Source organism: Brevundimonas sp. EU05-FHT14B07 (genome assembly GCF_058790795.1).
Map to the genome: position 1 here is coordinate 1 of NZ_JBYTCZ010000002.1, position 24,895 is coordinate 24,895.

The window sequence follows — 24,895 nt, forward strand, 5'->3', positions numbered from 1 at the left end:
TTCTAGGGTCATCGCAAGAACACCGCCGCCTGCGTTTCTCTTTCCAAATCAACAATGTCAAAGACCTGGAACCTCCGAAGAGGCCCGACCGTTTAGCGCCGTGTCGTCGGCGGAGGCGGCGATTTAGAGAACCGCAAACCCCGTGTCAACCGCTCTTTTCAGAGATCTTTCGGAGAGAAGAGCGAACCCTTCAGACCGCAAGAAACCACCGGAGGAAAGCGAGGCTTACCTCTGAAAACCCGTCGGCGATTCGATTGGAGCGCGGAACCTAGTGAAACCAACCGATGAAAGCAAGAAGTTTTTCGCTTCTTTCTTCCGTGAAACCGTGAGGACCTAAACCCCCGCGGCCCCGCCGGCCGGCCCGTTTCCGAGCGAGGCGGCTCTATACGGACCACCCTCTTTGTCAGCAAGCGGATTCTGATGAGATTGGGGAAGTTTCTCGCAAAACCGGAGTCGGCCAACAGCGCGCGCGCCTCTCAGCCTGCAATATAGGTCCGCAAGCTCTCGGCCTCATGGGCGTGTTCGGCGATCTGGCACTTCACCACGTCGCCGATGGAGATGACGCCGACCAGACGATCCGCCTGCATCACCGGCAGATGCCGGATGCGCCGATCGGTCATGCGGGTCATCAAGGCCGACATCTCCTCGGCCGGTTCGGCATAGATCACCTTGGCCGTCATATAGTCGGCGACCGGACGGGCCAGCGCATCGGCGCCATCGGCCGCCAACGCCTTGACCACATCGCGTTCGGAAAACACCCCGACCACCTTGTCGCCGTCACAGACGACCAGCGCCCCGACCCGCTTCTGCTCCAGTTCTGCGCACGCCTGCGTCACCGTCAGATCCGGCGCGATGGAGAAGACGGCGTTTCCCTTGGTCTTGAGGATTTCGGCGACGAACATCGCGGTCCCTTCTCTCTATAAGAGACGACCGCAGGGCCGGAATGGCGACAGGGCCGCTCAGGGAGCGATGATCGCTCACCCCCCGTCCGGAATCAACGCGCCTCAGCGATGAGGCGCGGCCCCGCTTCCGAACATCCGCCCCAAGGGACCGATGGCCAAAAAGCCAACGATGAAGCCGACCGCGTGGGCCTCCCAGGCGATCCTGGCCCCTTCGGCGCCGGGTAGTCCGCCGATCATGCCGGTCACGGCGTTGACCGCCATCCAGGTGATGGCTGCGCCGATCACGCGGCGATCGCCCATCGGCAGCACCCTGCCCTGTCCACCCAGCAGTCGCGTTGCGGCGCCGATCAGGCCGAAGACGGCGCCGGACGCGCCGACCATCGGCTCGCTGGATCCCCAATGGATCAGCCCATAGCCCAGCGACGCCAGGACCCCGCACACCAGATAGAAAAGCAGAAAGACCGTCGGACCAACCTTGGTCCCGAACAGCCGCGCCACCGGCGTCCCGAACGCCAGCGCCGCCACCGCATTCATGATGGCGTGAGTCCAGCCGCCGTGCAGCAGCATGGCCGTGAGCAGCACGCCCCACCGTCCCTGTTCCAGATCAATGGGCGCAAACGCCATGCTCATGCCCATGTCGGGCAGGTCGCGCTGGAACAGATACAGCGTCGGCATCGACACCGCGATCAGCAGCACCACCAGCGGCACGTTGAACATCGGCTCTCGCGCCGGGCGGCTGTTCGGCGGATCGAATCGACCGGATGCGTCTGACATGACGCCACAAATGCTCAGTGACCTGCGTCACATCAAGCGCTTCTTAATAACCTTAATGCAGGTTGGGGTGCGGATCACGCTCGTGGTCCGGCGTTCGTTTGTGCGCGAGGAACCCCAGAATGCCCGCCAAGAGGCTGTTTGTATCCACCGCCGTCATGGCCTTCGCCGCCGCTGCGAGCGTGCCGGCGATCGCGCAGTCGACGGGTTCGGGCGGCGCTTCGCGCTTCCAGCAGGGCTATGGCGGCGCGCGAACGGCCGCCAATACGGCCGCGACCGGCTATACCCGCGACGCCAACGGCAATCGCCTGATCGTCAACGGCATCATCCAGTCGGGCGCCTCATCCTATTCCAGCCAGTCCGGCGGCGCGGCCTCGGCCTATGCCGGCGCAGGCGCGTCCAGCAACGGCGGCACCACCATCGGCGGCTCCACCGCCATCGGCAATCAGCTGAACGTGGTGGTCCAGGGCAACCGCAACACCGTCATCGTCAACTCGACCCAGACCAACACCGGCGCCATCAACGCCGGTACGGCCTTGAACGGGAATATCAACCTGCCATGAGCCGCCGTCATCTCATCAAGGGGTCCGCCGCCGTTTCGGCCGTCGCCCTTCTCCTCGCCGGCTGCGTCAGCCCCGTCGCGGGTCCGTCGGGTCAATATGCGACGCCGATCGGCAATGCCCCGGTGACCGCAAACCCCACGCCCTATTCCGCCGCGCTGTATTGCCTGGCCGACTACGCCCGTCGCTACAACCTGCCCTCCCCACGCATGGCCGTGGGCCGGATCAGCGACTACACCGGCACGGTGTCGTCCGATGGCGGCCGCCAGATCACCGGCGGCGCCTCCCTGATGGCCAACTCGGCGCTGGCCAAGGCCGGCGCCCGCATTGTCGAACGCTACGACACCTCAGTGTCCGAGCTTGAGCTGCGCTACGCCAACAACAAGCTGATCGGCGACCAGGCTCCCGACGCCAAGGGGCCCGAAGACACGCAATACCGCCGCATCCTGGCCGGTCAGGTGCCGGGCTCTGACTTCTATGTGGTCGGCGGCATCACCGAAGTGAACTACAACATCCGCTCCGGCGGCTTCGACATCGCCGGCGGCGAGGTCGACAGCAACCGCCCCGGCTCGGGCATCGTCAACCACCGCGTCTATGTGATGAACATCGCCATGGACCTGCGCCTGGTCCAGACGACCACGCTGGAGGTGGTCGATGTCGTCTCCTATCAGAAGCAGATCATCGGCCGCGAAATCTCGGCGGGCGTCTTCGACTTCCTGAACGGCAACGTCTTCGACATCTCGGCCGGCACGGGCGGGATGGAGCCGACGCAGCTGGCCGTCCGCGCCCTGGTCGAACGGGCCACGGTCGAGTTCATGGCCAACCTCTATGGCGCGCCCGGCCCCGAAATCTGCCTGAACCCCGCCAACGACCCGCTCGGCGATTCCACGGTCGGCCCGACCGGCGGCTATTATCCGGCCTATCCCACTCAGGACACCAACAATGGCCAGACCCGCGCCGATCCGTCTCGTTGGCATGATGGCCGCGACGGCGACGTTCGCCGCACTCGCCACTGAGGCGAGCGCCCAGCAAACGCCGACCTGCGATCCGCAAGCCGGCGAAACCTGCTCCAGCACCCAGACCCAGACTGGCGACGTCACCGGCCTGGTGGATATCGATCTGTCCGTCGATCAGGTGACCGTCAGCACAAACGCCCAGGGCAATGCGCTCGCGGGCGGGGTCATGGCCGCCTCCGCCGGCCTGGTCTCGCGCCAGTCGATGACCGGCGCGACGGTGGCCCGCAGCAATGTGGTCGTGAACGGTGAGGCCGACGGCCAACTCAGCGTCGATACGACCGCGCGCGGCAACTATCTCGGCGTTACCACCGATCGCGCAACCTTCGCCGTGGACTCGAGCCAGTCCGCGACCGGCGACCGGGTCGAGGCCGGCACCTACGTGCAGGCGCCGAACGGCCGCGTTTTGCAGGGTGGTTTCGCCACCAGCACCGCCGTCGCCAACACCGTCGCCCTGGGCGGCCCCTCCTCGTCGCTGACCGGCGTCATCGACCAGAGGGCCCAGACCACCGTCTTCGTCGAGACCGTCGCCGACGTTCAGTACATTCCCGCGCCCGCGACCTTCTCGTCCCAGGCCGTCGCCAATGCGGTTCAGACCAACACCACCGGCGCGTCGCACCAGGATCTGGCTATCCGCCAGTCGAACGCCGCTTCGACGACCGAGGCGCGCACCGATGTCTATGTCGACAACGGCTGGGACCTGACGGTCGGCGCCAATGCTGGGGCGAACCAGGCGATCACCGCCAACGCTGGCGGCTCCATGCTGATCCAGACGGACCAAGCCAACGCCGGCCGCGTCCGCGCCGACGCCCGCGTCCAGACCAACCTCCAGGGCCAGACGGTTCTGGCGGCCCGCAGCGTCGCCAACGAGACGGTCGCCGGCAACAATGACATCTATCTGAAGCTAGACAACACACAGCTGAACACCGGCGGGGTCGAGGCCAACGCCACCTATGTCGGCGTCAACGGCTATGACGCCTATGTCGGCTCCGACGCGGTCGGCAACGCGGTGACGGGCTATGCGTGTTCCCAGTGCGGCGGCGACGTCAACGTCAACAACAACCAGACCAACAGCGGCAATGTCACCGCGACCACCAACGCCACGGTCTCGTCCGGACGCACAGCCGTGGTGGGCGCCAACGCCGTCGGCAACAGCGCCAGCTTCTACATCAGCCGCCCCGGCGGCTGATCCGAACATGACAAGTCGGTAAGGTTCGCCAGCCCCGCTTGTGGCGAAGGCAAGCACACTTTACACATCCGGCATCGCGCCATCGGGGGTTGCGGTTTCGGAGTGATATTATGCGTTCTGCGCGTCATCTGCTGCTTGTCGCCGTCTCGGGACTGGCCCTGACCACCGGGGCGTTCGCCGCCCCTGCTCTCGCCCAGACCGCGCCGCCCGCTGCGGCCGCCGCCGGTCAGGTCGCGCCGTCCGCCCCCTGGGCCCAGGCCGCCAGCGACATCCCCGCCGATCCCGCCGTCCGTTACGGCCTGCTGCCCAACGGCATGCGCTACGCCCTGCTGCACAATGCGACGCCTCCGGGTCAGGCCTCGTTCCGCCTGCGCATCGACGCCGGCTCGCTGATGGAGCGCGACGATCAGAAGGGTCTGGCTCACTTCATGGAGCACATGGCCTTCAACGGCACCAAGGACGTGCCGGAAAACGAGATGCTTCGCATCCTCGAACGCCTGGGCCTCGCCTTCGGCGCCGACACCAACGCCTTCACCAGCTTCGATCAGACCGCCTATATGCTGGAGCTGCCCAATACCAAGGATGAGACGGTCGATCCCAGCCTGCACATCCTGCGCGAGATGATGTCGGCGGCCCTGATGGCGCCGGACGCCATCGATTCCGAGCGCGGCGTCATCGTCGGCGAGGAGCGGACACGCGACACGCCGCAACTGCGCGTGCTGAAGACCCAGCTCGGCCTCCTGGCGCCCGGCCAGCGTCTGTCGGAACGCCTGCCGATCGGCGACCTCGACATCATCCGCACCGCGCCGCGCCAGCGCTTCGTCGACTTCTACGACGCCTACTATCGCCCCTCGCGCGCGACCTTCATCGCCGTGGGCGACTTCGACGTGGATGCGATGGAGGCCAAGGTCCGCGAGGCCTTCGGCGATTGGAAGCCGACCGCCGCCGATGGTCCCGAGCCCGATCTGGGCACCGTCGCCCCGCGTCAACCGCAGACCAGCATCCTGGTCGAGCCGGGCATCCAGTCCTCCATCCAGATCAACTGGATCAAGGCCCCGGACCTCAGCCCCGACACGGCCGCCGAACGCGCCGCCGACGTCCGTCGCGGTCTTGGTCTGGCCGTGCTGAACCGTCGTCTGGGCGAGATCGCCCGCGCCGACAACCCGCCCTTCATCGGCGCCGGCGCCGGTTATCAGTCGCTGTTCGACAGCCTGGACGCCGGCACCCTGTCGGTCGCCTTCAATCCCGGCGGCTGGCAGCGTGCGCTGGAAAGCGTCGAGCAGGAAAGCCGTCGTCTGGCCGAATACGGCGTCAGCGACGCCGAGCTTCAGCGCGAAATCGTCAACACCCGCACCGCGCTTCAGAACGCGGTGGCCTCGGCCGCGACCCGTTCGACCCCGGCCCTTGCGACCGGCCTCCTGGGCGCCGTCAACGACGACCAAGTGTTCAGCTCGCCCCAGACCAACCTCGATCTGTTCAACAAGGCTGTCGAAGGCCTGACCGTCGATCAGGTCAATCAGGCCACCAAGGCGGTGTTCGAGGGCCAGGGCCCGCTGCTGCTGTTCAGCTCCCCCGTGCCGGTCGAGGGCGGCGAGGCCGCCGTCACCGCAGCGCTGGAGGCCTCGCGCAACACCCCGGTTCAGGCCCGCGCCGCCGAGGCCGAACTGAAGTGGCCCTATGACAACTTCGGCGCCCCGGCGGTCCCCGCCGCCCGTTCGGAAGTCGCAGATCTGGGCGCGACCCTGGTTCGCTTCCCGAACGGCACCTTGCTGAACATCAAGAAGACCGACTTCCGCGCCGATCAGATCCTGGTCAGCGCCCGCACCGGTCTTGGCGAACTGGGCCTGCCTGCCGACACCCTGTCGCCCCTGTCGATGGCCAGCACCGTCCTGGCCCCCGGCGGTCTTGGCAAGCTTAGCTTGGACGAGATGAACCGCGTCCTCAGCGGACGCACCTACAGCGCCGCCGTCAATCAGGCCGGCGACGCCTACATCTTCGCCGGCGCCACCAAGCCCGCCGATCTCCAGCTGGAGCTTCAGGTCCTGGCCGCCTATCTGACCGATCCGGGCCTGCGCGGCGCCTCGTTCGAACAGACCAAGGCCATGTTCCCGCAGATCCTTGCCCAACTCGGCGCCACGCCGCGCGGCGTCTTCCAACGCGATGCTTCGGGCCTGCTGGCCAGCGGCGACGCGCGTGAGACGACCCCGACGGCCGAACAGATCGCCGCGATCCAGATCGACGACATCCGCTCCGGCGTTCGCTCGGCCCTGGCCCAGGGTCCGGTCGAGATCACCGTCGTCGGCGACGTCGACGTCGACGCGGTCATCGCCGCCGTCGGCTCGACGTTCGGCGCCCTGCCCTCGCGTGGTGAGGCGCCCACACCGCCCGCCGGCTCGACGGTGCGCAAGTTCCCGGCCCCGACCGCTACGCCGGTCCAGCTGTATCACACCGGACCCGCCGAACAGGCGCTGGGCTTCGTCGCCTGGCCGACCACCGATCAGGTCGAGGATCGCAAGACCGCGCGTCAGCTGTCGATCCTGTCGGACGTGCTTCAACTGCGCCTGAACGACGAAATCCGCGAGAAGCAGGGCCTGGCCTATTCGCCCAGCGCCGGCTCGACCGCCTCGGACACCTATCCGGGCTACGGCTTCATCTCGGTGACGGCGGAAACCCCGCCAGCCGCCCTGCCCAAACTATTCGAGACGGTAGACGCCATCGGCGCCGACCTGCGCGACAATCCGATCAGCGAGGACGAACTGAACCGCGCCCGTCGCCCGGCCGTCGAGCGCATCCGTCGCAGCATGGCCGACAACGGCTATTGGCTGACCCAGCTGTCGCAGGCCCAGAGCGATCCGGCGACGCTGGACCAGACCCGCAACCAGATTGCCACCCTGGAAGCCGTCACCGCCGCCGACCTTCAGGCCCTGGCTCGCCAGTATCTGAAGTCCGACAGCGCCTGGCGCGCCACCGTCACCGCTCAACCGGCGGCTCAGTAACGCATACGAAAAAGGCCCCGGTTCTCGCGAACCGGGGCCAGTCGTCAGGATCGTCGACGGAGAGCCGACGGTCGACTTATCTCATGTTCCGCCTGATCGGCGGCTGAACGGGCGTGTTTAGGTCCGGTTCAGAAGACCCGGCCGCCGACGCCGCCGTCCAAGGTGATCACCCCGGTCAGCACGGTCGCGCTCTCGACCTGTTCTTCGCGGTATTCCGTGTATTCCTCTTCGCGGTACATCGTCAGGATCTTGATCCCGGCGCCGTAGCGACGCAGCAGCGAACGCTCGTTGCAATCCCGCTCTGGCTTCTCGGGCCGGCATTCCAGCTTGCCGCCCGTCCCGTACCATAGCGCCTCATGCTTGCGGCAGGTCAGGGTCGTGCCGTGATCGAAGCTGACGTCGCCGTTGTAGTCGGCGATGGTCGCCTGCAGCCAGGTGCCCGACAGGCAGCGATACAGCTCGCCCTCGAACCCTTCAGCGATCTCGCGATCCGGCCGCACCTGCGAGGCGGGGTGCGGCACCTGGCGGTCGTCGATGCAGACGGCCTGGATGACGACCCGCTTCATCATGCTGCGGAAGGCGCTGTAGGGGGTGCGCACCGTCTGGGCGATCACGCCCTCGACGGCCAGGCCCTGGATGGTGGTCGGATAGGGCTGATCGACGCTGACATAGGCCGCGCCGCCGCCTCCGCCGAAGCTGCCCGAGAACCCGCCGGCGCGCGCATTGACGTATGACCGCGCGCCAGAGTTGGCGTTCGAGTTGGCCCCGGCGCCCGCGTTCGCATTGGCGCTCGCGCCAAGGTTCACGTTCACATTGACGTTGGTGTTGATGTTGCCGTTCCAGTTTCCACCGCCGCCGGGACCGCAGTTTCCACCGCCGTTGCAGGGCGGCGGCTCAGGCGGAGGCGGAGGCTCGCACGACGTGCAGGGCGGCGGCTGACAGCCGGACGTGCATTGCGCCAGCGCGGCTCCGGCGCCCGCCGAGACGGCGAGACCGGCCGCCAGGCCCAGCATCCATTTCGTGATCCGCAGCCGCATCGGCGGGAACTCCCAAGCGAATATCGTGTCGGCCGAACAAGATTCCGGCCGATCCTCCCGTCACAAAACCGCAAAAGCCTTTCGTTTCCGTTGATGAGGCCTGCGCTTCGGGATGGCGCAATGCCGCATCCGTCTGCTAGACCGCCCGCACAATGACCGTCCGCGTCTCCATTCGCCTGATTTCGATTAGCCGCCCGGCGTAGCGCTCCAGGGCCGAATGGCCCCGTGCACGCCGGGAAGACCGCCCTGATGATCGGGCGAACGAAGACAGCGACCTAATTTTCAAGACGCCGAGACGACCCATGGCCGACGCCCCCGAATCTAACGCCCGCGACTATCGCGACACCGTCTTCCTGCCCGAGACGCCCTTCCCCATGCGCGGCGGCCTGCCCCAGAAGGAGCCGGTCATCCTGGAACAGTGGGGGGACCTCTACGGGACCCTGCGCGCTGAGCGACAGAAGCAGAACGCCCCCCTCTATGTCCTGCACGACGGCCCGCCCTACGCCAACGGCGACATCCACATCGGCCACGCCCTGAACAAGACGCTGAAGGACTTCGTGGTCCGCAGCCGGTTCCTCCTGGGCTACGATGTCGATTACGTCCCCGGCTGGGACTGCCACGGCCTGCCGATCGAATGGAAGATCGAGGAGCAGTTCCGCGCCAAGGGCCGCCGCAAGGACGAGGTGTCCAAGGACGAGTTCCGCCGCGCCTGCCGTGAATACGCCGGCAAATACATCGACCTGCAAAAGGACCAGTTCCACCGGCTGGGCATCGTCGGCGACTTCGCCAACCGCTACGCCACCATGGACTTCACCTCCGAAGCCGCTATCGTCGCCGAGTTCCACAAGTTCAAGAACTCGGGCCAGCTCTATCGCGGATCCAAGCCCGTCATGTGGTCGCCGGTGGAGCGCACGGCGCTTGCCGACGCCGAGATCGAGTATCACGACCACGTCAGTCCGACCATCTGGGTCAAGTTCCCAGTCACGGCCATGTCGGACGACCATCCCGACGATCTCCTGGCCTTCCGCTCCAGCACCCCGTCCATCGTCATCTGGACGACCACGCCCTGGACCATCCCGGCCAACCGCGCCATCTCCTACGGCCCCGAGATCGCCTATGGCCTGTATGAGGTCACGGCCATGGAGGAAGGTCTGGAGTTCGCGCCCTGGGCCAAGCCCGGCGACCGGCTGATCGTCGCCGACAAGCTGGCGGAAGACGTGTTCAAGGCCGCCAAGATCGCCGCCTGGACCCGCGTCTACGACATCAATCCGTCGGGCCTTGAGACCGCCCACCCGCTGGCCGCGCTCGACGGCGGCTACGGCTTCTCCGTGCCCCTGCTGGCTGGCGACCACGTCACCGACGACGCCGGCACCGGCTTCGTCCACACCGCGCCCGGCCACGGCGCCGACGACTTCGAGGTCTGGAAGGCCCACGGTCATCACGAGGTGCCCGACACCGTCGATCCCGACGGCGCCTACTACCCCGGTGTCCCCCTGTTCGCGGGCCTGAAGGTGCTGGAGACCGAAGGCAAGAAGACCGGCAAGTTCGGCCCCGCCAACGGCGCGGTGATGGAAAAGCTGATTGAGGCCGGCAACCTCTTGGCGCGCGGACGACTGGAGCATTCGTATCCGCACAGCTGGCGCTCCAAGGCCCCGATCATCTTCCGCAATACACCCCAGTGGTTCATCCGCATGGATCAGCCCCTGAAGAGCGGCGACACCTTGCGTGAGACGGCGCTGAACGCCATCGACGCCACCGCCTTCCATCCCGTCGCCGGCAAGAACCGCATCCGCTCGATGGTCGAGGGCCGTCCCGACTGGCTGGTCAGCCGCCAGCGCGCCTGGGGCACGCCTCTGGCCATGTTCATCGACAAACAGACGGGCCAGCCTCTGCATGACCCCGAGGTTGACGCCCGCATCGTCGCGGCTGTCGCCGAACACGGCGCCGACATCTGGTTCACCGCGCCCGACAGCGATTTCCTGGGCGCCCACGACCCGGCCCGCTACGAAAAGGTCGAGGACATCCTGGACGTCTGGTTCGATTCCGGATCGACCCACGCCTTCACGCTCGACCCGCGCCTGCCGGAAAACGGCTACACTGGCGACCGTCCCGCCCACTGGCCCGCCGACCTCTACCTGGAAGGCTCCGACCAGCACCGCGGCTGGTTCCAGTCGTCCCTGCTGGAAGGCTGCGGCACCCGTGGCCGCGCCCCGTTCAAGGCGGTCCTGACCCACGGCTTCACCCTCGACGAGAAGGGGGAGAAGATGTCCAAGTCCAAGGGCAATACGACCGACCCCCTGACCATCATCAAGGAGTCGGGCGCCGACATCCTGCGTCTGTGGGTGGCACTGGTCGATTATTCGGACGACCAGCGGATCGGCAAACAGATCCTGCAGACCACGGTCGACGCCTATCGCAAGCTCAGGAACACCGTTCGCTATCTGCTGGGCGCCCTGGCCGATTTCGACGAGGCCGAACGCCTGCCGCTGGACCAGATGCCGCCGCTGGAGCGGTTCATCCTGCACCGCCTGCACGAACTCGACGCTCAGGTCCGTGCGGCTTACGCCGAATACCGTTTCCAGGACGTCGTCCGTCCGGTGCTGGAGTTCTGCGCCGGCGACCTGTCGGCCCTGTATTTCGACATCCGCAAGGACGCCCTCTACTGCGACCGCCCCGACGCCTTGCGCCGTCGCGCCGCCCGCACTGTGATGGACGAGGTCTTCATGCGCCTGACCGCCTGGCTGGCCCCGTTGACGCCCTTCACCATGGAAGAGGCCTGGACCACCCGCTTCCCCGACGCCGGCTCCAACTGCGCGCGCGTGATCCCCGACACCCCGGCGGAATGGGAGAACGAAACAGCCTACACCAAACTCAAGAACCTGCTTCCCATCCGCGAAGTAGTGCTAGGTAGTTTGGAACTGGCACGACGCGACAAGATGATAGGATCCAGCCTCGATGCTGATGTTCTCATCGTCTTGGATGACCCGGCTTTGATCCAACTGGTTCAAGACGTTGCAGGGTCTGAGAATCCTGACCAGTTCATGGCAGACTTCTGCATCGCCAGTGTCGCAAGGCTGACTCGCGATGACCCTCAGGGTCCCGAAGTGCCATTCAGACTGCCTGAACATGCAGGCATAGGTGCCCTAGTGCGACGCTCCGACAACCCGAAATGCGCCCGCTCCTGGCGCCGCGTCCCCGACGTCGGCTCGGACCCCGCCTACCCCGACCTCTCGGCCCGCGACGCCGATGCGGTTCGGCACTGGGACCAGACGCACGCCTGATCGCACCAAAGTCTCCTCCCCACAGCGTGGGGAGGGGGACCGCGAAGCGGTGGAGGGGTTCTAGACGCCGCTTGAGCGCCGGTATCCGCTGAAGAGCCCCTCCGTCTCTCCGCTGCGCTTCGAGCCACCTCCCCATGACATGGGGAGGAGACGATGCTCAGCCATTGCAATGCCGCTGTCCACTCGCAGCGATTTCAACCACTTGCCGATTTATGTCCCCCGTCTCCCATCCACGGGGTCAAACGGCCCCATAATAAATCCGTCTCGTCGCATGGAGGGCTCGTAAGGCCTGCGACCTTGCGGCGGCGAGAGCGGAGGGAACGGGGGCGATGGTGAAATCCCATCGCGGCGCCGGGGCTGATCGGTCGGGGAATCGCCCCGGCGTCCGCAGTCGCGTCGCAGGGTCGAGGGGGATACTCGGCCGAACCGGGGATCGGGGATCGCTGCTCCGACCCGCCCGTCGCAGGCTTATGGGGTTAGGCGATAAGACCGCCACCGCTCGGCGCCCCGAGCTTGCAGGCCAACCTTCCGCGCGGAGCGTCACACCCTTCGTCGAACGGTAATCACATCACAGAACTCCGGGCGAAGGCCCGGCGCTCCGCCCAGCCCTCCAGACTTCGCAGGCCGAACGCCGCGAAGACAAAGCCGTTTTCCGTCCCGCGCGACACCCCGTCATCTTGTCAAACCGCCCCTCGCGCCCCAACTGCAAAGCCTACCCAAATCACACCTTCGCTCGCGACAGGAGCCCTGATGCCGCATGCCGACAGCCTGATTCTCACCCTGGTCGGGGGCTTCGTCCTCGCCTTCGTGTTCGGCATGCTGGCGCATCGGCTGAAACTGTCGCCCCTGGTGGGCTATCTGGTCGCGGGCGTGATCGTCGGCCCCTATACGGGCGGCTTCGTCGCCGACACCGAACTGGCCCCGCAACTGGCCGAGATCGGCGTCATCCTGCTGATGTTCGGCGTCGGCCTGCACTTCTCCCCCAAGGATCTGATGCAGGTCCGAAAGGTCGCCATCCCCGGCGCCCTGGTTCAGATCGGCGTCGCCACCGTGCTGGGCTGGGGGCTGGGCCGGTTCGTGCTGGGCCTGGGCGATGTAGAGGCCTTGCTGATGGGCTTCGCATTGTCCGTCGCCTCGACCGTCGTCCTGCTGCGCGCGCTTGAGGAGCGTAAACAGGTCAAGGGCGAGATCGGCCGCATCGCCGTGGGCTGGCTGATCGTCGAGGATCTGGTCATCGTCATCGCCTTGGTCATGCTGCCCATGGTGTTGGTTCCGGCAGGAACCCAGACGGACTTCGCCGCCTTGGGGACCGACGTCGGCCTGACCCTGCTCAAGGTCGTGCTGTTCGTCGTCGGCATGCTGGTCGTCGGCGGCAAGGTCATTCCCTGGCTGCTGATCCGCATCGCCCACACCAAGTCGCGCGAGCTCTTCACCCTGGGCGTCCTCGCCATCGCCCTGGGCATCGCCTGGCTGGCCTATTTCCTGTTCCACTCCTTCGCGCTGGGCGCCTTCCTGGCCGGTCTGGTGATGAACGCCTCGCCCCTGGGTCACAATGCGGCCGAGCGGTCCCTGCCCCTGCGCGACGCCTTCGCCGTGCTGTTCTTTGTTTCGGTCGGCATGCTGTTCGACCCGATGATCGTGGTTCGCCAGCCGTGGGCGGTCCTGGGCGTGCTGGGCATCGTCATCGTCGGCAAGTCGGTCGCGGCCCTGGTCATCACCAAGACCTTCAAGCTGGATCGCCCAACTGGCTTCACCGTCGCGGCGTCCCTCGCCCAGATCGGCGAGTTCTCCTTCATCCTGGCGGCGCTCGGCGTGTCGCTGGGCGCCATGAGCCGCGAGACCCACGACCTGATCCTGGCCGCCGCCCTGTTGTCGATCTCGTTGAACCCCTTCGTCTTCCTGTTCACCGACCGGATGGGCGGCAAGCCGAAGCCTCCCGCCGCCGCCGCGATCCGACCCGCCGCTGCGGACGGCCCGATCACGGATGCGGTCGCGGCGCCCTGAGCCCCTTTCCGCGCCGCCCGCCGCCCGCTATCGTTCGTTCATGGACAAAATCGCCGCAGATCAGGCCGTTCTTCATTATGGCGACGGCGAGTTCGCCGTCTTGAAGCCCGGCCGCTTCGTGCGCTGCGCCGTGACGGACAAACCGATCCCGCTGGAAGTCCTCCGCTATTGGAGCCCCAGCCGTCAGCAGCCCTATTTCGGCCCGGCCGAGTTCATCGCGGCCCAGCAAGGCGATCGATGATCCCGTCGCGCCGCGCCCTGCTGACCGGCGCGGGCGCCAGCTTGATCGCCGCGCCGCTAATGGCTGAAGACCGCAACGCCCTGCCGCTGGCCTTGAACGGCGCTTGGCGTCAGGGCGGCTACGCCTTCGGCCGCACCGCGCCGCGCGCTCTGATCTTCGTCGACGGCGAGGCCCTGACCACCGCCTCGACCGCCGGCCTCTTCGTGATCGGCTTCGACCGCGACGCCGGTCCGACCACCCAGATCGAAGCCCGGTCCGGCTACCGGTCCGCTCGTCGCACGCTCGACATCGCCCCCTACGCCTTCCCCTCGACCAGCGTGAACGGCCTGCCGCCCTCGACCGTCGAGCCCAGCGATCCCGCTCTGCTGGCCCGCATCCAGCAGGAGATCGCGCTGAAGACGGAGGGCTTCGCCAGCCGCATCGACGCCGACGACTTCAAGGATGGGTTCGTCTGGCCGCTGGAGAGCTACCGGGTCTCCAGCGCATGGGGCGCCCAGCGCGTCCTAAACGGCACGCCCGCCCGGCCGCACTATGGCATCGACCTGGCTGCTCCGCAGGGCAGCGTCATCCGCGCCCCCGCCGACGGCCGCATCGCCTTCGTCCGCCCCGAAATGCATTTCGAGGGCGGCCTGACCCTGATCGACCACGGTCAGGGCCTGATCAGCTGCTATCTGCATCAGTCGCGGCTGGACGTGGCGCTGGGTCAGCGCGTCCGGCGCGGCGATGCGCTGGGCCGCGTCGGCATGACCGGCCGCGCCACCGGCCCCCACCTGTGCTGGCGCATGAAATGGCGCGATCGCAACCTGGATCCTTCCCTCATGATCGGGGCGCGTGTTCCAGAAAGTCTAGCCTGATCAAAGGCTCCTCTTGCGAGACTACGCATATCCCCTTAGCCTCGATCAAAGATCTGGCGGGGCCCGATGTTTTCTCTGAAATCGCTGAACGTCCTGCTCGTGGACGACAATCAGAATATGCGCGCCATCGCGTCGGCCGTGCTGCATTCGGCCGACATCCGCAACGTCTATGAGGCGTCCGAGGGAGCCACGGCTTTCGATCTGCTGCGTCGCCACGCGATCGATCTGGCCATCGTCGATTTCAACATGTTCCCGCTGGACGGGGTCGAGTTCACACGGCTGGTCCGCACCAGCCCCGACAGTCCCAATCCGTTTCTGCCGATCATCATGATGACCGGCCATTCCGAACGCAGCCGCGTCTACGAGGCGCGCGACGCCGGAGTGACCGAGTTCATCGTCAAGCCGATCACCGCCAAGGCCATTCTGGATCGGCTGAACGCCGTCATCATGCGGCCGCGCCCTTTCATCAAGACCGATGGCTATATCGGCCCGTGCCGTCGGCGCCGCGATACGCCCGACTACGCCGGGCCTTACCGTCGAGGATCGGACGCCTCGCGGTCCAACGCCGCATAGACCTTGTCGGGCCAGCGCTTGTGGACCCAGAACCAGTCCACGGGATGCTCTCTGACCCGGTCCTCGACGAAACGATTGGCGGCCTGGATGCCGGCCAGCGTATCGGCCGCCTTGTCCTCGCTTTGATTGACCACGATCGGCTCGTGCGCCGTCACCCGGAACCGCACGCCTGGCAGGCGAACCACCGACAGCGGCAGCATGACCGTGTCGAACTTCAACGCCAGCCTGGCCGCCCCAGGCGAGGCGTTCACCGGCTGACCGAAGAACTCCACCTCCGGCCCCTGATTGTATTTCTGATCGACCAGCAGGGCGATGGAATCGCCGCGCTTCATCCCCGCCATCAGCTCGCGCGTCCCATCGCCCTTGGGCGCGAACAGGCGGATGCCGTATCGCTCCCGGCTCTGGCGGATCAGGGCGTCGACGTACGGATTATTGGCGGCGCGATAGGTCACCTGACACGGCACGCCCGACGCCATGATCACCGCCGCCATCACCTCAAAGTTGGCCAGATGGCCCGAGATCAAAACGGCCGGCTTGCCGCTGTCGCGCAGGGCGTGCAGCCGCTCCATCCCGACCACCTCGACCCGCCCGCCTTCGGGCGTCAGATGATCCATGACCGCCAGTTCGGCGAAGGTCCGGCCCGTCTGATCCCATTGCGCCAAGGCCAGCGCCTCGCGCTCGTCTGCAGGCATGTCAGGAAAGGCGATCCGCAGGTTGCGCATTACCGTCTTCTGCGTGCCGGTCAGCGGCCCCAGCGTGCGCAGCAGCCAGCCGCCCAACCCCGACGCCCGCTCGACGCCCAGCAGGCGCAAAAAGCCGAACAGCGCCTGAAAGCAGAAGGCCTCCAGGCGCCATGCGAAATCCTGCTTCCACGCTTTTGCGCTACCGCCCGCCGTGCGGCTTGAGCGCGTATCTTCACCAGGCAATCGTCAATCCACCGTCCACCACAAGGGTCTGGCCGGTCACATAGGCCGACGCAGGGCTGCACAGATAGACCGCCGTGCCCGCGATTTCATCGGGCTGGCCGATCCTTTTCAGCGGCGCCGGCTCGGTGACCTGCTTCAACAGCTCCGGGTTCTCCCACAGATATTTGGCGAAATCGGTCTGAACCAGCCCAGGCGCAATGCAGTTGACCCGCACGTTCGACGGTCCCCACTCCACCGCCAGATTGCGCACCAGCTGCATGTCCGCCGCCTTGGAGATATTGTAGGCGCCGATCAGGGCGTTGCCGCGAAGCCCGCCGATGGACGAGATCACCAGGATCGCCCCGTCCTTGCGCTCCAGCATCTGCGGCGCGACCATCTGGATCAGCCAATGGTTCGAGATGACGTTATTCTGCAGGATCTTCTCGAACTGGTCGTCGGCGATGCCCGCCATCGGCCCGGCGTAGGGATTGGTCGCGGCATTGCACACCAGGATGTCGATCTGGCCGAAGACGGCGTTGGTCTCATCAACCAGCCGCTGCAAATCCTCCTTCGAGGCGATGTTGGCGGGAACGGCAATTGCGCGTCCCTCGCCATACTTGCCGTTGATCTCGGCGGCGACCTCGTCGCACGGCCCGGCCTTGCGCGACGAGATGACGACCTTGGCCCCGTGTTCGGCCAGCCGTTCGGCGATGGCCTTGCCGATTCCCCGCGATGAGCCGGTGATGATTGCGACCTTGCCGGTCAGATCGAACAGTTCCATTGCGTTTCCCGTAGGTTTGGCGGGGATATTTGCAGCCCCGCTCTAGCCGAATGACATTGATAGCCTGATACTCAGGCGATTCCATCCGGGAGTGGCCGACCGCCAGCCGATGCGCAACGTAACAACGGGCTTTCTGTATTTCGCCTATCTGTTCCTCGGCATGACCGTGGGCGCCTTCCTGTGGCGCGCGGGCCTTGGGATCGGCGCAGGCGTGGCCGGAACGCTCGGCGCACTGGGGCTGTTGGGCGCCTTCCACGGCATCGTCACCGGCATCGCCGAGCGCCGCGTCCTGAAAAAGGAAATCGGCCAGGTCCGCGAGGCCCACCGCCTGCTCGCCGATGCGATGGAATCGACCCAGGGCGCCCTGACCGAACTGGCGCACGCCATCGAGACCGGCGTCCTGTCCGACACCGATGCGCTGACCGGCGAGGTCCGGATGCTTGAATCCCTGGTCCAGCAGATGAGCGAAAGCATCGACGAACGTCTGGCCGCCGCGCCCCATATCGGCGTGGAGACCTTCGAGGGCCGTCGCATGGCCCAGTCCAACGTTCTGCTGCGCACCATCCACGAGGCGCTCAGTGAAGGCCGCGTCGATCTGTACCTTCAGCCGGTCGTCTCCCTGCCCCAACGCCGGACGATCTTCTACGAGAGCTTCACCCGGCTGCGTGACTCCACCGACCGCGTCATGATGCCGGCGGAATACCTGTCCCTGGCCGAGGGCGAGGGCCTGGTGCCGGCGATCGACAATCTGTTGCTGTTCCGCTGCGCCCAGATCGTGCGGCGGCTGGCGCGTCAGGACCGCAAGGTCGGCGTCTTCTGCAACGTGGCCCTGACCTCGCTGGGCGACGAGACCTTCTTCCCGCAGTTCCTCGACTTCCTCAGCGAGAACCGCGACCTAAACCAGGCGCTGATCTTCGAACTGGGCCAGGCGACGTTCGACGCACGCGGCGCCATCGAGGCGCGCAACATGGCCAAGCTGGCCGACCTGGGCTTCCGCTTCTCGCTGGACAAGGTGCAGACGCTGGACCTCGACTTCGCCGATCTGCAACGCTCGGACGTCAAGTTCATCAAGGTTGCGGCCGACCTGATGATCGAACAACTGCTGGACCTGGACGGCGGCGCGCCCTTGCGCTCCATGCCCGACATCCAGGCCGCGGACTTCGCCGCCCTGACCCGCCGCTATGGCGTCGAGGTCATCGCCGAAAAGGTCGAGAACGAACGCCAGGTCGTCGACATCCTGGAACTGGACGTCGGCATGGGCCAGGGCCATCTGTTCGGCGAACCCCGCGCCATCAAGGAACAAGTGTTGGCCGAGACCGACCCCCCGGCCGAGTTCCTGCGTTCCACCCTTCGCAGCGCCGAGCAGCGTCGCCGGTTCAGCTAGACCTTCCGTCTCGGCGCCCAAGCCGCTAATCACGGCGCCATGACCCTCCCCCACGCCCTGCCCCACCTCGGCGCCGTCGCCGGCGATTATGACATCCTGCTCTGCGACGTCTGGGGCGTGATCCATAATGGCCGCGAAAGCTGGCCTGGCCCGTGTGAGGCGCTGACGCGGTTCAACCGCGAGGGCGGCCATGTCGTGCTGATCTCCAACTCGCCCCGCCCGGCCTCGGACGTGATCGCTCAGTTGGACGGGCTGGGCGTGCCGCGCGAGGCATGGAAGGCCTTCGTCACCTCCGGCGACGCGACCCGCGCCGAACTGGCCAGGCGCGCGCCCGGCCCGGCCTGGATCGTCGGCCCTGAACGTGACGCGCCGCTGTATGCGGGCCTTGGCCTCGAGCGCGCCGCGTCGCCTGAGGACGCCGCCTTCATCTCCGTCACCGGCCCGGTGGACGACACGGTCGAGACGCCCGAAGACTACCGGGAACGGTTCGCCGTCGGCGCCGCACGCAACATCGAACTGATCTGCGCCAATCCCGACCGCGTCGTCCAACGCGGCGACCAGCTGATCTACTGCGGCGGAGCGCTGGCCGACCTCTATGAATCGCAGGGCGGCCGGGTCGTGATGGCGGGCAAGCCCTTCGCCCCGATCTACGACCTGGCGATCAAGGAGGCGGAAGGCCTGCTGGGCCGCTCCGTCGATCGCTCGCGCATCCTGTGCATCGGCGACGGCGTCGTCACCGACGTCATGGGCGCAAACGCGCAAGGGCTGGATTGCCTGTTCATCGCCCAGGGCATCCACGGCGACCAGGCCAAGGGCGAGGACGGCGCGCTTGACCCTGCCCGCGCCGCCGCTCTGCTGAAGGCGGAAACGACCTATGCGCGATACGCCGCGCTCGAACTGAACTGGTAAGGCTCGCCATTTTGTCGCACCGCCGCTAAAGCCTCATCCATGGTCGAATTGGTTCAGCAGCATCCGTCCGGTGGTTACATCCTGGACGAACTTCACGTCGGCATGGCGGCCGAGAAAATCGTCGTCGCGACGGAGGACCGCATTCGGCTGTTCGCCGAGGCGTCCGACGACTTCAACCCGGTGCATCTGGACGAGGCCTTCGCCTCCAAGACCGCCTATCGCGGCCGCATCGCCCACGGCCTGCTCAGCGCCTCGTTCGGATCGGCCGTGGTCGGCACCATCCTGCCGGGCGCCGGCTCGATCTATATCTCCCAGACCCTGGCCTTCCATCAGCCGGTGCGGATCGACGACGTCGTGCGCATCCTGATCACCGTGATCGAGGTCGAGCCCGAGAGCGCGCGGGTCAAGCTCAGCTGCGAAGGCTTCGTCGGCGAGACCATGATCATGGACGGCGTCGCCGTCGTCCGCGTCCCCCGCCGGCGCAAACCCTCCCAGCGTTGATGCAGATTGTCCGCGACTGGCGCGACCTGCCGGACGCGCTGAAAGGCGCTGCGGTCGCCGTCGGCGCCTTCGACGGCGTGCATCGCGGGCATCAGGCCGTCATCGCCGGCGCCCGTAACGCGGCGGAACGGCTGGGCGCGCCGCTGGGCGTCGTCAGCTTCGATCCTCATCCCCGCCGCTGGTTCCAGAAGGACGCCGCGCCCTTCCGACTGATGACGGCCGACCAGATGGCCGAGGCCCTGGCGCCGCTGGGTGTGGACATCCTGTATCTCCTGCCCTTCGACGCCGAGATGGCCGGCATGACCGACGCCGCCTTCGCCGAGCGGGTTCTGGCCGAGGGTCTGGGCGTCCGCCACGCCGCCGTCGGGTTCGATTTCACCTTCGGCAAGGGCCGATCCGGCTCGCCCGAAGCCTTGCACGCCTACGGCGAGCGGCTGGGCTTCACCGTCTCGGTCGCCGAACGGCTGGATGACGCGGACGGGCTGAAACTGTCGTCCAGCGCCGTTCGAGAGGCCCTGAAGGCCGGCGACATGGCCCGCGCCGCCGCGATCCTGAGCCGCCCCTTCGCCATTCGCGGCGAGGTGATCCACGGCGACAAGCGCGGCCGCACCATCGGCGTGCCGACGGCCAATATCGCGCTCGGCGACTACATGCGCCCCGCCTACGGCGTCTATGCGACCCGCAGCCGATTGCCGGACGGGCGGGTGATCGACGGCGTCGCCAGCCTGGGCGTGCGTCCCATGTATGCGCTGGAGACCCCGCTGATGGAGGTCTGGCTGTTCGACTTCGACGGCGACCTCTACGGCCAGACGCTGGACACGGAACTGGTCGCCTGGCTGCGTGGCGAGGAGACCTTTGACGGTCTCGACTCCCTGAAGACCCAGATCGACGCCGATGCGGCGGCGGCGCGGTTTGTCCTCAGCCGGTCATAGAGGCCGAAGCTCCGCTGCGAACCGCTTCCAGTTCTGCACATAGTGTTCGGCCGACATCTGCAGCACGGCGATGTGCGCCGGGTCACGCTCCCGCACCACCTTGCCGGGCTGGCCCACCACCAGACTGTTGTCCGGGATGATCTTGCCCTCGGTGATCAGCGCATTCGCGCCGATGATGCAGTTCCGGCCGATCTTGACCCCATTCAGCACCACGGCCCCGATGCCGATCAGGCTGTAATCCCCGACCTCGCAGCCATGCAGCATGGCCTTGTGTCCCACCGTCACGCCGCGTCCCAGCGTCAGCGGCGAACCCATGTCGGTGTGCAGCACGCTGCCGTCCTGAATGTTGCTGTCAGGCCCCACTGTGATCGGATCGTTGTCCCCGCGCAGCACGGCGCCGAACCAGACACTGGCGTTGGCATTGAGAATCACATTCCCTATCACCGATGCGCTTGGTGCCACCCAGTATTCGCCCTGCGGCGGAAGCTGTGGTTTGCTGTCGCCCAAGGCGTAAATGGTCATCTGTACACCGCCTAATCTTTGAAAAATGAGGGCTTTAACGGATCGCTAACCACGATAGCATCATTCTGTTGATGCGATTCGTGGGTCGCCATTTCGGCCCCGGATCCGAAACCGGATCAAGCCCGATCCGGTCATCAAGTCGGGGCTTTCGCGTGGCGCGTTGGGATCCTGGTTCGGTTGTTCGGCGGCGGGCGCACCCCGTTGCAGACGGCCCTGCTGTCGATCCGGGCCGCTGCTCTGCAGGCCGCGACCTCTTCCTCCCCAAGACCATCCAAGGCGGCGCCCGTTCGGGTCCGCCTTTTTTCATGCCCTGGAGGCGTCCATGACCAAGCGTGCTGCAACCAAGCGTCAAACGCGTGAACACGGAATCCTGGATTCGCGTGATTTCATGGAGGAGTCGAAAGTTCGTCGGCTTCACGCCCCACATCACGAGCGATCAGGGTGGTCGCCCTATCCTTCGAACGACGACCGCGACCAAGGTTATCTGAAGACGCTGAAGCCCAAGTCTGAGGGCCAGGGCGAGTTGATGGAAGCCATCGACCACCACAACCTGGTCATGGCGCTGGGTCCCGCAGGCACCGGCAAGACTTACCTCGCTGTCGCCAAGGCGGTCGAGGCGCTGGAGGCGGGCAAGGTCGGCCGCATCGTCCTGAGCCGCCCTGCTGTCGAGGCCGGCGAATCCATCGGCTTCCTGCCCGGCGACATGGAAGACAAGCTGGCCCCCTATCTGCGCCCGCTCTATGACGCCCTGTCCGATCGTCTGTCGATGAAGCGGGTCAAGGCGCTGATGGCCGAAGGCCTGATCGAGATCGCCCCGGTCGGCTATATGCGCGGCCGCACGCTGAACAACGCCTTCATCGTCGTCGACGAGGCGCAGAACTGCACCTACGTCCAGCTCAAGATGCTGCTGACCCGACTGGGCTGGCATTCGACCATGGTGGTGACCGGCGACCCGCAGCAGTCGGACCTGCTGCCCGGCATCTCCGGCCTGTCGGACATCTCGGCTCGACTTGAGGCCGTACCCGACATCGCCGTGGTGCGTCTGGCCGAGCGCGACATCGTCCGTCACCCGCTGGTCGCCTCGATGATCGGCGTCCTCTAGCTCTGATCCTGCAGCCGACGCTGGATGGCGTCGGCTGCAGACCCGTTGCACCGCGAAACCAAAAGCCATTGTCCCCGGGCGCACCGCACCGCTAAAGGTCGGCTCGCGGCTGATGAGGGATTTCGATGCGCGTAGCGATGATTGGGACGGGCTATGTGGGCCTGGTGTCCGGCGCCTGTTTCGCCGACTTCGGCCATGTCGTCACCTGCATCGACAAGGACCCGTCCAAGATCGAACGGCTGGAGCGGGGCGAAATCCCGATCTACGAGCCGGGGCTGGATGATCTGGTCGCCGCCAATGTGCGCGAAGGCCGACTGTTCTTCACCCTGGACGGCGCCGAGGCCATTCGCCGGGCGGACGCCGTCTTCATCGCCGTGGGCACGCCGACGCGTCGCGGCGACGGCCATGCCGACCTGTCCTACGTCCACGCTGCCGCCGAGGAGATCGCCGGCCTGATCGAAGGCTTCACGGTCGTCGTCACCAAATCGACCGTCCCGGTCGGCACGGGCGACGAGGTCGAGGCGATTATCCGCAAGACCAATCCGAAGGCCGACTTCGCCGTCGTCTCCAACCCCGAATTTCTGCGTGAAGGCGCCGCGATCGGCGACTTCAAACGTCCCGACCGCGTCGTCATCGGCATCGACGACATGACCGGCGACACCGGCGGTCGCGCGCAAAAGGTGATGAGCGAACTTTATCGTCCGCTGAACCTGAATGAGAGCCCGCTGCTGTTTGTGGGCCGTCGCACGTCCGAGCTGATCAAATACGCCGCCAACGCCTTCCTGGCGATGAAGATCACCTTCATCAACGAGATGGCCGACCTGTGCGAAGCCGTCGGGGCCGACGTCCAGCAGGTCGCGCGCGGCATCGGCCTGGACAAGCGTATCGGCTCGAAGTTCCTGCACGCCGGCCCCGGCTATGGCGGCTCGTGCTTCCCCAAGGACACTATCGCCCTGGTCCGCACCGCCCAGCAGTATGGCGCGCCGACAAAGCTGATTGAGGCGACGGTCGAGGTCAACGACGCCCGCAAGAAGGCCATGGCCGACCGCGTCGCCGCGACCCTGGGGACAAGTGTCCAGGGCAAGACGGTCGCCCTTCTGGGTCTGACGTTTAAGCCGAACACCGACGACATGCGTGACGCCCCATCACTGGACATCGCGCCTGCCCTGATCGCCGCAGGCGCGACCGTCCAGGCCTTCGATCCCGAAGGCATGCATGAGGCCGCTAAGCTTTTGCCGGACATCCAGATGAAGGACAGCGCCTATGACGCCGTCGTCGGCGCTGACGCTGTGGTCCTCGTCACCGAATGGGACCAGTTCCGCGCCCTGGATCTGGACCGCATCAAGCTGCTGATGAAGCAGCCGGTCCTGATCGATCTGCGCAACATCTATCGGCCCGAGGACATGAAGAGCCGCGGCTTCCGCTACATGGGCATCGGGCGCGGCTGATGGGGTCGCCGATCCTCGTCACAGGTGCGGCCGGCTTCATCGGCATGCACGTCGCCGAACGCCTGCTGGACCGCGGCGAACAGGTGATCGGCGTCGATGTCTTCAACGACTACTACGATCCGCGCCTGAAGGCGGCCCGCGCCGCTCGGCTTGAGGGTCGCGACGGTTTCAGGATGGTCCGCGCCGATATCGCCGACCACGCGCAGATGCGTGCCCTCGTTTCAGACGCCGGGGTCAAGCGGATCGTCCACCTCGCGGCTCAGGCCGGCGTCCGCTACTCGCTCGAAAACCCCTTCGCCTATGAGCGGTCCAATCTGGCCGGCCATCTGTCGATGCTGGAGGCCGCGCGGCACAATGACGTGACCCATTTGGTCTATGCCTCGTCCAGTTCGGTCTATGGCGATCGGCCGCTGGAGGGTTCGGGCTTTCGTGAAGACGATCCGACGGTCAATCCCGTCTCGCTCTACGCCGCGACCAAACGCTCGTGCGAACTGATGAGCCAGAGCTACGCCAAGCTCTACGGCTTTCCGCAATCGGGCCTGCGGTTCTTCACCGTCTATGGCCCCTGGGGCCGGCCCGACATGGCCTATTTCAGCTTCACCCAGAAGATCGTGCGCGGCGAGCCGATCGAGGTCTATGGCGAAGGCAAGATGGCGCGCGACTTCACCTATATCGACGACATCGTCGACGGCGTGGTCGCCGTTCTGGACCGTCCCCCCGCGCGGGGCGTGCATGAGATCTACAATATCGGCGACAGCCAGCCCGTCGGCCTGATGGAGATGATCTCCACGCTGGAAACCGCGCTAGGCGCCCAGGCGAACAAGATCATGCGGCCGATGCAGCCAGGCGACGTCACCGCCACCTATGCGGACATTTCAAAGCTGAACGCCCTGTGCGGTTATCAGCCCAAGGCCCCGCTGAAGATCGGACTGGAAAAGTTCGTCGCTTGGTGGCGTCAATACGAGAACGGCTGACGCAGGAAGGCTGGGG

General features: G+C 66.3%; 22 protein-coding genes. 16 read left to right on the forward strand and 6 right to left on the reverse strand.

Translation table 11 applies throughout. The features are described 5' to 3' along the window. Positions 1-476: 476 nt before the first annotated feature. Positions 477-902 carry a CBS domain-containing protein gene (locus AC3WRC_RS04080; RefSeq protein ID WP_492302999.1) on the reverse strand — a complete coding sequence of 142 codons (426 nt, stop codon included), beginning with the start codon at positions 900-902 and terminating at the stop codon, positions 477-479. 102 nt (positions 903-1,004) lie between these two features. Beyond that, positions 1,005-1,676 (reverse strand): rhomboid family intramembrane serine protease, encoded by a 672-nt coding sequence (locus AC3WRC_RS04085; protein ID WP_492303000.1) that lies wholly within the window; start codon positions 1,674-1,676, stop codon positions 1,005-1,007. Positions 1,677-1,795: 119 nt separating this feature from the next. Between AC3WRC_RS04085 and hfaA the strand changes: the two genes are divergently transcribed. The 4 genes from hfaA (at position 1,796) to AC3WRC_RS04105 (ending at position 7,431) form a co-directional block, all read left to right on the forward strand. Next, positions 1,796-2,236 (forward strand): holdfast anchoring protein HfaA, encoded by a 441-nt coding sequence (gene hfaA, locus AC3WRC_RS04090; RefSeq protein ID WP_492303001.1) that lies wholly within the window; start codon positions 1,796-1,798, stop codon positions 2,234-2,236. Then, positions 2,233-3,249 carry a holdfast anchoring protein HfaB gene (gene hfaB / locus AC3WRC_RS04095; RefSeq protein WP_039247049.1) on the forward strand — a complete coding sequence of 339 codons (1,017 nt, stop codon included), beginning with the start codon at positions 2,233-2,235 and terminating at the stop codon, positions 3,247-3,249. The genes hfaA and hfaB overlap by 4 nt, the downstream gene beginning before the upstream one ends. Further along, on the forward strand, positions 3,176-4,435 hold the full coding sequence (gene hfaD, locus AC3WRC_RS04100) for a holdfast anchor protein HfaD (protein ID WP_492303002.1): 1,260 nt from the start codon (positions 3,176-3,178) through the stop codon (positions 4,433-4,435). Before hfaB ends, hfaD begins: the two co-directional genes overlap by 74 nt. Before the next feature lie 110 nt (positions 4,436-4,545). Next, the gene (locus tag AC3WRC_RS04105) at positions 4,546-7,431 is read left to right on the forward strand and encodes a M16 family metallopeptidase (protein ID WP_492303003.1); all 2,886 of its coding nucleotides are present in this window, start codon (positions 4,546-4,548) and stop codon (positions 7,429-7,431) included. A gap of 128 nt (positions 7,432-7,559) precedes the next feature. Here the strand turns inward: AC3WRC_RS04105 and AC3WRC_RS04110 are convergent, their stop codons facing one another. After that, positions 7,560-8,468, reverse strand: coding sequence for a hypothetical protein (locus tag AC3WRC_RS04110; RefSeq protein WP_307510444.1), 909 nt, complete (start codon positions 8,466-8,468; stop codon positions 7,560-7,562). Positions 8,469-8,770: 302 nt separating this feature from the next. On the opposite strand from AC3WRC_RS04110, the gene ileS reads away from it, so the two are divergent. From ileS to AC3WRC_RS04135, 5 genes are all read left to right on the forward strand, one after another. Further along, a complete protein-coding gene (gene ileS, locus AC3WRC_RS04115; RefSeq protein ID WP_492303004.1) occupies positions 8,771-11,749 on the forward strand; it encodes an isoleucine--tRNA ligase in 2,979 nt (992 codons plus the stop codon). A 750-nt stretch (positions 11,750-12,499) separates the two neighbouring features. Beyond that, positions 12,500-13,753, forward strand: coding sequence for a cation:proton antiporter domain-containing protein (locus tag AC3WRC_RS04120; protein WP_492303005.1), 1,254 nt, complete (start codon positions 12,500-12,502; stop codon positions 13,751-13,753). Between the two features lie 40 nt (positions 13,754-13,793). After that, the gene (locus AC3WRC_RS04125; protein WP_055754203.1) at positions 13,794-13,994 is read left to right on the forward strand and encodes a DUF2093 domain-containing protein; all 201 of its coding nucleotides are present in this window, start codon (positions 13,794-13,796) and stop codon (positions 13,992-13,994) included. Next, entirely contained in the window at positions 13,991-14,848 is an 858-nt protein-coding gene (locus AC3WRC_RS04130) for a M23 family metallopeptidase (RefSeq protein WP_492303006.1), read from the forward strand. Before AC3WRC_RS04125 ends, AC3WRC_RS04130 begins: the two co-directional genes overlap by 4 nt. 66 nt (positions 14,849-14,914) lie before the next feature. After that, a complete protein-coding gene (locus AC3WRC_RS04135; protein ID WP_165117709.1) occupies positions 14,915-15,421 on the forward strand; it encodes a response regulator in 507 nt (168 codons plus the stop codon). Here AC3WRC_RS04135 and AC3WRC_RS04140 read toward each other — a convergent pair. Then, complete coding sequence (locus AC3WRC_RS04140; RefSeq protein WP_492303007.1) at positions 15,379-16,347, reverse strand: lysophospholipid acyltransferase family protein; 969 nt, start codon at positions 16,345-16,347, stop codon at positions 15,379-15,381. The two genes, AC3WRC_RS04135 and AC3WRC_RS04140, sit on opposite strands and share 43 nt — an antisense overlap. Further along, the gene (locus AC3WRC_RS04145; protein ID WP_055754159.1) at positions 16,337-17,107 is read right to left on the reverse strand and encodes an SDR family NAD(P)-dependent oxidoreductase; all 771 of its coding nucleotides are present in this window, start codon (positions 17,105-17,107) and stop codon (positions 16,337-16,339) included. Before AC3WRC_RS04145 ends, AC3WRC_RS04140 begins: the two co-directional genes overlap by 11 nt. 109 nt (positions 17,108-17,216) lie before the next feature. Here AC3WRC_RS04145 and tipF point away from each other — a divergent pair, with 109 nt between their 5' ends. The 4 genes from tipF to AC3WRC_RS04165 are packed head-to-tail and all read left to right on the forward strand — an operon-like array spanning position 17,217 to position 20,833. Beyond that, positions 17,217-18,491, forward strand: a complete 1,275-nt coding sequence (gene tipF / locus AC3WRC_RS04150) for a flagella assembly cyclic-di-GMP phosphodiesterase TipF (RefSeq protein WP_492303008.1) — start codon at positions 17,217-17,219, stop codon at positions 18,489-18,491. A 39-nt stretch (positions 18,492-18,530) separates the two neighbouring features. Then, entirely contained in the window at positions 18,531-19,400 is an 870-nt protein-coding gene (locus AC3WRC_RS04155) for a TIGR01459 family HAD-type hydrolase (protein ID WP_492303009.1), read from the forward strand. A gap of 39 nt (positions 19,401-19,439) precedes the next feature. Beyond that, complete coding sequence (locus AC3WRC_RS04160) at positions 19,440-19,901, forward strand: MaoC family dehydratase (RefSeq protein ID WP_017506733.1); 462 nt, start codon at positions 19,440-19,442, stop codon at positions 19,899-19,901. Then, positions 19,901-20,833 (forward strand): bifunctional riboflavin kinase/FAD synthetase, encoded by a 933-nt coding sequence (locus tag AC3WRC_RS04165; protein WP_313008399.1) that lies wholly within the window; start codon positions 19,901-19,903, stop codon positions 20,831-20,833. Before AC3WRC_RS04160 ends, AC3WRC_RS04165 begins: the two co-directional genes overlap by 1 nt. Here AC3WRC_RS04165 and AC3WRC_RS04170 read toward each other — a convergent pair. Further along, complete coding sequence (locus tag AC3WRC_RS04170; RefSeq protein WP_492303010.1) at positions 20,828-21,355, reverse strand: gamma carbonic anhydrase family protein; 528 nt, start codon at positions 21,353-21,355, stop codon at positions 20,828-20,830. The two genes, AC3WRC_RS04165 and AC3WRC_RS04170, sit on opposite strands and share 6 nt — an antisense overlap. Before the next feature lie 310 nt (positions 21,356-21,665). On the opposite strand from AC3WRC_RS04170, the gene AC3WRC_RS04175 reads away from it, so the two are divergent. The 3 genes from AC3WRC_RS04175 (at position 21,666) to AC3WRC_RS04185 (ending at position 24,879) form a co-directional block, all read left to right on the forward strand. Then, positions 21,666-22,457, forward strand: a complete 792-nt coding sequence (locus AC3WRC_RS04175) for a PhoH family protein (protein ID WP_088582943.1) — start codon at positions 21,666-21,668, stop codon at positions 22,455-22,457. Positions 22,458-22,582: 125 nt separating this feature from the next. Further along, a complete protein-coding gene (locus tag AC3WRC_RS04180; protein WP_492303011.1) occupies positions 22,583-23,905 on the forward strand; it encodes a UDP-glucose dehydrogenase family protein in 1,323 nt (440 codons plus the stop codon). Further along, complete coding sequence (locus AC3WRC_RS04185) at positions 23,905-24,879, forward strand: SDR family NAD(P)-dependent oxidoreductase (RefSeq protein WP_492303012.1); 975 nt, start codon at positions 23,905-23,907, stop codon at positions 24,877-24,879. The genes AC3WRC_RS04180 and AC3WRC_RS04185 overlap by 1 nt, the downstream gene beginning before the upstream one ends. Positions 24,880-24,895: the final 16 nt, after the last annotated feature.

Bases quoted from the DNA above. Each gene is read 5' to 3' on its own strand.
- AC3WRC_RS04080 (WP_492302999.1), bottom strand. From the start codon at position 902: ATGTTCGTCGCCGAAATCCTCAAGACCAAGGGAAACGCCGTCTTCTCC.
- AC3WRC_RS04085 (WP_492303000.1), bottom strand. From the start codon at position 1,676: ATGTCAGACGCATCCGGTCGATTCGATCCGCCGAACAGCCGCCCGGCG.
- hfaA (WP_492303001.1), top strand. From the start codon at position 1,796: ATGCCCGCCAAGAGGCTGTTTGTATCCACCGCCGTCATGGCCTTCGCC.
- hfaB (WP_039247049.1), top strand. From the start codon at position 2,233: ATGAGCCGCCGTCATCTCATCAAGGGGTCCGCCGCCGTTTCGGCCGTC.
- hfaD (WP_492303002.1), top strand. From the start codon at position 3,176: ATGGCCAGACCCGCGCCGATCCGTCTCGTTGGCATGATGGCCGCGACG.
- AC3WRC_RS04105 (WP_492303003.1), top strand. From the start codon at position 4,546: ATGCGTTCTGCGCGTCATCTGCTGCTTGTCGCCGTCTCGGGACTGGCC.
- AC3WRC_RS04110 (WP_307510444.1), bottom strand. From the start codon at position 8,468: ATGCGGCTGCGGATCACGAAATGGATGCTGGGCCTGGCGGCCGGTCTC.
- ileS (WP_492303004.1), top strand. From the start codon at position 8,771: ATGGCCGACGCCCCCGAATCTAACGCCCGCGACTATCGCGACACCGTC.
- AC3WRC_RS04120 (WP_492303005.1), top strand. From the start codon at position 12,500: ATGCCGCATGCCGACAGCCTGATTCTCACCCTGGTCGGGGGCTTCGTC.
- AC3WRC_RS04125 (WP_055754203.1), top strand. From the start codon at position 13,794: ATGGACAAAATCGCCGCAGATCAGGCCGTTCTTCATTATGGCGACGGC.
- AC3WRC_RS04130 (WP_492303006.1), top strand. From the start codon at position 13,991: ATGATCCCGTCGCGCCGCGCCCTGCTGACCGGCGCGGGCGCCAGCTTG.
- AC3WRC_RS04135 (WP_165117709.1), top strand. From the start codon at position 14,915: ATGTTTTCTCTGAAATCGCTGAACGTCCTGCTCGTGGACGACAATCAG.
- AC3WRC_RS04145 (WP_055754159.1), bottom strand. From the start codon at position 17,107: ATGGAACTGTTCGATCTGACCGGCAAGGTCGCAATCATCACCGGCTCA.
- tipF (WP_492303008.1), top strand. From the start codon at position 17,217: ATGCGCAACGTAACAACGGGCTTTCTGTATTTCGCCTATCTGTTCCTC.
- AC3WRC_RS04155 (WP_492303009.1), top strand. From the start codon at position 18,531: ATGACCCTCCCCCACGCCCTGCCCCACCTCGGCGCCGTCGCCGGCGAT.
- AC3WRC_RS04160 (WP_017506733.1), top strand. From the start codon at position 19,440: ATGGTCGAATTGGTTCAGCAGCATCCGTCCGGTGGTTACATCCTGGAC.
- AC3WRC_RS04165 (WP_313008399.1), top strand. From the start codon at position 19,901: ATGCAGATTGTCCGCGACTGGCGCGACCTGCCGGACGCGCTGAAAGGC.
- AC3WRC_RS04170 (WP_492303010.1), bottom strand. From the start codon at position 21,355: ATGACCATTTACGCCTTGGGCGACAGCAAACCACAGCTTCCGCCGCAG.
- AC3WRC_RS04180 (WP_492303011.1), top strand. From the start codon at position 22,583: ATGCGCGTAGCGATGATTGGGACGGGCTATGTGGGCCTGGTGTCCGGC.
- AC3WRC_RS04185 (WP_492303012.1), top strand. From the start codon at position 23,905: ATGGGGTCGCCGATCCTCGTCACAGGTGCGGCCGGCTTCATCGGCATG.